The 2749-nt window shown below is 61.6% G+C and carries 5 protein-coding genes and 1 pseudogene; 3 read left to right on the top strand and 3 right to left on the bottom strand.

Annotation, left to right across the window (positions count from 1 at the left end; translation table 11 throughout):
• Nucleotides 1-83 (bottom strand): annotated as a pseudogene (locus AC1D00_RS35210) (NAD-dependent deacetylase); the annotation flags it as partial.
• A 317-nt stretch (nucleotides 84-400) separates the two neighbouring features.
• On the opposite strand from AC1D00_RS35210, the gene AC1D00_RS35205 reads away from it, so the two are divergent.
• Nucleotides 401-565, top strand: coding sequence for a hypothetical protein (locus AC1D00_RS35205; protein WP_164933808.1), 165 nt, complete (start codon nucleotides 401-403; stop codon nucleotides 563-565).
• A gap of 68 nt (nucleotides 566-633) precedes the next feature.
• On the opposite strand, the gene AC1D00_RS35200 is transcribed toward AC1D00_RS35205, so the two are convergent.
• Nucleotides 634-918 carry a hypothetical protein gene (locus AC1D00_RS35200; protein ID WP_027542687.1) on the bottom strand — a complete coding sequence of 95 codons (285 nt, stop codon included), beginning with the start codon at nucleotides 916-918 and terminating at the stop codon, nucleotides 634-636.
• A 276-nt stretch (nucleotides 919-1194) separates the two neighbouring features.
• Between AC1D00_RS35200 and AC1D00_RS35195 the strand changes: the two genes are divergently transcribed.
• Nucleotides 1195-1425: a hypothetical protein gene (locus tag AC1D00_RS35195; protein WP_477013840.1), complete on the top strand. Its 231-nt coding sequence runs from the start codon at nucleotides 1195-1197 to the stop codon at nucleotides 1423-1425.
• A gap of 102 nt (nucleotides 1426-1527) precedes the next feature.
• Nucleotides 1528-1653: a hypothetical protein gene (locus AC1D00_RS35190; RefSeq protein ID WP_135173656.1), complete on the top strand. Its 126-nt coding sequence runs from the start codon at nucleotides 1528-1530 to the stop codon at nucleotides 1651-1653.
• Here the strand turns inward: AC1D00_RS35190 and AC1D00_RS35185 are convergent.
• Nucleotides 1650-1847 carry a hypothetical protein gene (locus AC1D00_RS35185; RefSeq protein WP_027542685.1) on the bottom strand — a complete coding sequence of 66 codons (198 nt, stop codon included), beginning with the start codon at nucleotides 1845-1847 and terminating at the stop codon, nucleotides 1650-1652. The genes AC1D00_RS35190 and AC1D00_RS35185 overlap by 4 nt on opposite strands.
• Nucleotides 1848-2749: the final 902 nt, after the last annotated feature.

The raw sequence follows: 2749 nt of genomic DNA, 5'->3' as shown, positions 1-2749 counted from the left end.
CCGGTGAACGGTACGATGGTCATCGCCTCGGCGATCATGTCGCCGAGACGTTCGACGCCGCTGCGACGATCCGATGCAATCAATCGCACGCCTCCCGCTTTGGTCCTGCGCTAGCTGCAAGATGCGCAAGCGGCAAGATTGTTGACGCTGTTATCAACTGCGAACGCAATGCACTCGGCAATTTTTTCCGGCCTTCGCATATCACAATCCTGCAATGCCTCCTCCCCATTGACGCCCCAATCAGAAGCGCCAATGCATGTATTGATACGACTCAAGGCCCGGTGCGGCGGCAGCGCTTGAGGACTCACGTCAACACAGCCCAGTAGGCACAGCCCAATAAACGCAACCCAATAAACGCAACCCAAGTAACATCGTCCAAGTGTGAACAGAGGGGATGGACATGACCGAAGACGAACAACGCAAGATCCGTGAACGCGAAGAGATCGCCGCCCGTGTCGCCGCCTTCCGTGCCACCCAAGAGAAATTCAAGCGCGAGCGGGAAGAGTATTTCGTCTCGACGCTCGAGAACGCCCGCAAGGTCGAGCGGCCCTCGCTCTGGCCGTAGCGCTCGCCTGATCGCCACGCATGAAAAAAGCCCGGAGCATCGCTCCGGGCTTTTCACTTAGCCCACCGTTACCAGTGACGGTAATAGTGGCGGCGATAATACGGTCCGTCGCCATAATAGGCGTACGGGCCAGGACCGTAGTAGGCCGGGCCGTCATAATAGCCGTAGCCCGGACCGTAATAGCCGTAGGGGTGGGACGCAGCGATCGCGCCCGCGGTGATCGCGCCGGCGGCTAGACCGAATGCGAGGCCCGGACCGATGCCGCGACCGCGCGCCTCGGCAGGCGCAGGCGCCGCCACCGCGGTCACGCCGACGGCTGCGACGGTGGCCAGAACTGCCAGTGTCTTCTTCATGAGCTCCTCCTTCGCGTCCAGGGGAGACAACGCGGAGGCTGTTTGATGGTTGCGCGCGGCGCGGAACCGAAGCCTGTCAAAAAAATGTCGATGCGGGCGGAACGAAATCGCCGCATGTCGGTTGGACCTGCAAGTGCGAAGCCTCCGCTATCCGGTGAAGGCCAGCACGAAAGCCCCGTCAGTATCCTCCGCGATGCTGGCGGGGTTTTTAGTTCCACGGGAGCAAATGGCAGCAGGGACAACACCTGCAACGGGCGGAGCGCCGAGGAGGAAAGATTGCCGATATCCACTTTGCTGGCTCGTATCCGCAGGCTTGTTCCCAGATCCGGCGATCAGCATTACGACGAGATCGTCCGCAATTTCGGTGTCGGCACGCTGCGCCCGCCGCCGACGCCGATGAGCGACGGCGAACTGGCGCGGGCCATCGCCGAGTTCCTCAGGGAACAGCCCTCCTCCGAGTCCGTCGCAACCCTCGGCCGCCGGCTCGACCCCTCCTCCCGGCTCTAGGGCGGACTCCCTTTCAGGTTTTTGACGGATCTCTTTTCCGCGAGCCGGAACAAAGCGCCGCGTACGCAAGTTGAGGTTGTCTTCACGCAAGTGAGGTCCGACATGCCCGTGTGGCTTGAAGTCTTGCTCAACCTGTCCGGCTATGCCGGCTTCGTCGCGCTCGCGAGCCGCGGAACTGCGTGCCCGCGCGCGAGCGCCGACGACCGGATCTACGGTGACGAGCGCTAATTGGTGTGCGGCGCCTGGCCCGCCGTGCGCACCAGCCGGTCGGCCTTGACCGCGACGCGCGTGTCCTCGAGCTGCGGCCGCAGCGAAAAACTGATCACCACGAAAGCGAGGCAGAACAGCGTGCCGACGATGGCAACGCGCCGATAGGTGTGCCGGTCGCCTTGATAAAAGGACGGCTCTGAAAATGGTGTCATGGCAAAATGGCTTCTTGGCAAAGTCGCTTCTTGTCCTTGCCAGACACCTACTCCAACGCGCGGCAAGCGCAACGCGATTGGGCTTTTAACCTAACCGAATAGGGTTATCGCTTCCCGCGCAAGCTTTCGTTAGGAGTTGGCGCATCGCCTTTTGAACCTCGGCGAGCCGCTTCAGCCGTTGCGCGAACGCCAAGGCCTGCGAACGCCTAGGCCGGCCCGCGATCCACCGACCGGCTTTGTTCCAGCTTCGCCTGCATTTCGTTCTCAAAGAACGAATCGGAATCGAAGAAATCGGCGCGGAGCAACTCTTAACAAGCGGTGTGGATATTCCCGTCATGTCGCCTCACCGAAATCGAGCGCACCGATGGCTTGCCGCTGCGCGGCCTTACGTATGACCTTGCGTGCCTGTCAGGCCAGAACACTGCTGCGATCTCGGCGAACCTCCCGATCAACCGGCACGCATCCATGTCGCTCTCCCGTCGCGAATGTCCTGCGCGGGAGACGAGAGCGGCACGGGCGCGACACCTCACGCTGTCTCGTTCTGACACGTGCGATCGCCTCGATGTGGAGGAGCGCAACTTGTTCTGCATCCGACTCCATTTCGTTCTCGAAGAACGAATCGGAGTCGAGAAAATCAGCGCGGAGCGATTCCTAACGATCGATGAAGCGGCGTGCCGCCACGTCTTCGCCGGCAGAAATCTTCGTCGGCGAAATCCTGGGCGGCGAAATTTCGCGACCACCGCAAACGCGGTGACGACCTCGTGCTCCATCGCGGCTGATGTCGGGCCGCGCTCTCATCAAGCCGCGCGCTTCTCTTTGCTCTTCTCGGAGAAGCATTCGAGGATCTGGATGCGCAGCTCTTCTGCCGCCGGGCCCTCGACCTTCCTGAGCTGGTTCCAGAG

This window comes from Bradyrhizobium sp. P2_E8 (genome assembly GCF_056403875.1).
This window is presented reverse-complemented; position numbering and strand designations above follow the sequence as displayed.

Excerpts from the sequence above, each read along its gene's own strand:
- AC1D00_RS35205 (WP_164933808.1), top strand. The coding sequence starts at position 401 with ATGACCGAAGACGAACAACGCAAGATCCGTGAACGCGAAGAGATCGCC.
- AC1D00_RS35200 (WP_027542687.1), bottom strand. The coding sequence starts at position 918 with ATGAAGAAGACACTGGCAGTTCTGGCCACCGTCGCAGCCGTCGGCGTG.
- AC1D00_RS35190 (WP_135173656.1), top strand. The coding sequence starts at position 1,528 with ATGCCCGTGTGGCTTGAAGTCTTGCTCAACCTGTCCGGCTATGCCGGC.
- AC1D00_RS35185 (WP_027542685.1), bottom strand. The coding sequence starts at position 1,847 with ATGACACCATTTTCAGAGCCGTCCTTTTATCAAGGCGACCGGCACACC.